Consider the following 2,789-nt stretch of genomic DNA (forward strand, 5'->3'; position numbering starts at 1 on the left):
GCCGAGACGGCGGAGACGTAGCCCCGGACGTCCCACCACGCGTCCGGGTGGCTGGTGTCCGGCCCCTCGTCGGTCGCGAGCAGGTAGCTGCCGAGGCGCGTCGCCTGGAGGTGGAACGGCACCGCTGACGTCTCGATCCCGACGGTGAGCCCGGCACCGTCGCGGGTGACGAACCCCTCCTCGGGGACCTCGATCGCGTAGCACCCGCCAGCGAGGGCGTACCGGTCCTCCGGCTGCGGGAGCCGGTCGTCGACGTCGCGATCGGTGACGACCGCGAACGGGACGGCCGCGGCGCTGGTCCCCGGGTCCGCCGGAGGTTGCATCGCGTCCCCGTCCGCTCGGCCGCGGTCGGGCCGCAGCTCGTCGCGGTCCTGGGCCTCAGCGCCAGCGCCGGGGAGGGCGAGCAGCAGCGATGCCAGGACCCCGGCGATCAGACCAGCTCGGATGCGATGACCTGCGAGGACCTGCACGGCGAGCTCCGTCCACGATCGAATGCCGGGCGGCGCACCCGGTCACCGGACACTTCGCCGCGAGCCCGCCGGTCACCTGCCCGCGAGGTCGGCCTCGTGCGCTTGACTGGTCGACATGAACGAACTCGAACCACGCACCGCGTCGGCCAGCCGGGTGATCTTCACGCGCCCGATGACCTTCCTCGACGCCAACGGGCTCGGCAACGTCCACGGCGGGGTGATCATGCACGAGGTCGACACCGCGGCCGGGACGGCGGGAGCTCGCCACGCCGGCGGCCCCTGCGTCACCGCCGCCATCGACGAGCTGTCCTTCAGCGCTCCCGTCCACGTGGGCGACCTGCTCGTGGTGACCGCGTCCGTCAACGCCGTCGGCAGCCGGTCGATGGAGATCGGCGTGAAGGTCGAGGCCGAGTCCGTCCTCGACGGCGCCCGCCGGCACACCACCTCCGCCTACCTGGTCATGGTCGCCATCGACGCCGAGGGTCGCCCTCGTCCGGTCCCCCCGCTGCTGGCCGAGACCGAGGATGAGCGACGCCGTGAGGCGCAGGCGGAGATCCGCCGCCAGATCCGGCAGGAACGCCGGAGCCGGATCGGTGCCTGGCAACCGAACGCGTCCTGAACGGCCCCTCGCGCACGCAGGTCAGCGCACGAGGCTGAGGAACTGCTGGGTGCGCTCCTCCTGCGGGTCGTCGAGCACCTGGGAGGGCGGCCCCTCCTCCACGATGACGCCCCCGTCGATGAACACGACCCGGTCGGCGACCTCACGGGCGAAGTGCATCTCGTGGGTCACCACCATCATCGTCATGCCCTCGTCGGCGAGCCGTCGCATGACGCCGAGGACCTCCCCCACGAGCTCGGGGTCGAGCGCCGACGTCGGCTCGTCGAACAGCATCAGGTCGGGGTCCATGGACAGCGCTCGCGCGATCGCCACCCGTTGCTTCTGGCCGCCCGAGAGGTGGGCGGGGTAGGCGTCCCGCTTCTCGGCCAGACCGACCTTGTCGAGGTTGCGCTCCGCGACGGCGATGGCTTCGTCCTTGGTGCGCTTGCGCACCCGACGTTGGCCGATGGTGAGGTTGCGGAGCACCGTGAGGTGCGGGAACAGCTCGAAGGACTGGAACACCATGCCGACACGCGATCGGATCGCGTCGACGTCCGCGTCGAGGTCGGTGATGTCCTCGCCCTCGACGAGCACCTGACCAGCGGTCGGTTCCTCGAGCCGGTTGACGCACCGCAGCATGGTCGACTTGCCCGAACCCGACGGGCCGATGATGCACACCACCTCGCCGTGTGCGACCGACAGGTCGATGCCCCGCAGCACCTCGAGGTCCCCGAAGGACTTGTGGAGGGCGCGTAGTTCGACGGCGTGGGCCGCGGTGGGGGCGCCGGAGGTCACGGGGAACGGTCCTTTCGGGTCAGCGAGCGCGGGCGTTGCGGCGCTCGAGGCCGGCCACGACGCGCGTCAACGGCACGGTCAACGCGAGGTAGAGCGCGCTGATGACCAGCAGGCCGGTCGCGTTGGTCCGCGCGACGTCGGTCCCGAACTTGGTCAGCTCGCGGCTCGCGAGCGTGACACCGATGATGAACACGAGCGAGGTGTCCTTGATGAGCAGGACCACCTCGTTGGTCAGGGGTGGGATCACGAGCCGGAAACCCTGCGGGATGATGATCGACGCCATCGCACGCGTGTGGGTCATCCCGAGCGAGCGCGCCGCCTCCATCTGCCCCTTCGGGACGCCCTCGATGCCCGCTCGGAGCGTCTCGGCGAGGTAGGCAGCGGCGACCAGTCCGAGGCCGACGGTGATCTTCTGCAGGTCGCTCCAGCGGACGGTGAACGCGATCGGGATCGCGAACGCGACCAGGAAGATCGTCACCAGGGCCGGCAGCCCGCGGAAGATCTCGATGTAGATCGACGCGACCCAGCGGTAGGGCGCGATGCTCGACAGTTTCATGAGCGCCAGCAGCAGGCCCCCGGCCATCCCGAAGGCGAACGCCGACAGGGTGTAGATGACGGTGTTGCGCATCGCGATCGTGACGACCTCGGGGAACATCGCCCGCGCCGTCTCGGCGTTGAGGAAGTAGAAGCTGATGCGCTCCCAGTCCGCCGCCGTGACGACCCCGACGAGCGCGACGACGAAGACGACGTACATCAGCACGCGGAACAGCTGTGCGCGGCGGCGCTTGCTCACCGGGCTCCCTCCCGCTCCCGCGTCCGAACGCGGTGCGGGGGACCGTAGTGGTCCCCCGCCTCCGTGCACGCGCCGTCGATCACTCGGCGGCGAAGTACTCGTCGTAGATCTCGTCGTACCGGCCGTCGTCGCG

General features: G+C 70.6%; 3 protein-coding genes and 1 pseudogene. 1 reads left to right on the forward strand and 3 read right to left on the reverse strand.

The window, feature by feature from the left end; genetic code table 11:
• Nucleotides 1-470: pseudogene (locus WEB03_RS06645) on the reverse strand (hypothetical protein); the annotation flags it as partial.
• Between the two features lie 115 nt (nucleotides 471-585).
• Here WEB03_RS06645 and WEB03_RS06650 point away from each other — a divergent pair.
• Nucleotides 586-1,089: an acyl-CoA thioesterase gene (locus WEB03_RS06650; RefSeq protein ID WP_368070166.1), complete on the forward strand. Its 504-nt coding sequence runs from the start codon at nucleotides 586-588 to the stop codon at nucleotides 1,087-1,089.
• Nucleotides 1,090-1,110: 21 nt separating this feature from the next.
• On the opposite strand, the gene WEB03_RS06655 is transcribed toward WEB03_RS06650, so the two are convergent.
• Both WEB03_RS06655 and WEB03_RS06660 read right to left on the reverse strand, forming a co-directional pair.
• On the reverse strand, nucleotides 1,111-1,863 hold the full coding sequence (locus WEB03_RS06655; RefSeq protein WP_368070167.1) for an amino acid ABC transporter ATP-binding protein: 753 nt from the start codon (nucleotides 1,861-1,863) through the stop codon (nucleotides 1,111-1,113).
• Between the two features lie 19 nt (nucleotides 1,864-1,882).
• Nucleotides 1,883-2,617 carry an amino acid ABC transporter permease gene (locus tag WEB03_RS06660; RefSeq protein WP_368070169.1) on the reverse strand — a complete coding sequence of 245 codons (735 nt, stop codon included), beginning with the start codon at nucleotides 2,615-2,617 and terminating at the stop codon, nucleotides 1,883-1,885.
• Between the last annotated feature and the right edge of the window lie 172 nt (nucleotides 2,618-2,789).

The sequence above is a fragment of the Nitriliruptor sp. genome (assembly GCF_040882075.1).
Classification (GTDB): domain Bacteria; phylum Actinomycetota; class Nitriliruptoria; order Nitriliruptorales; family Nitriliruptoraceae; genus Nitriliruptor.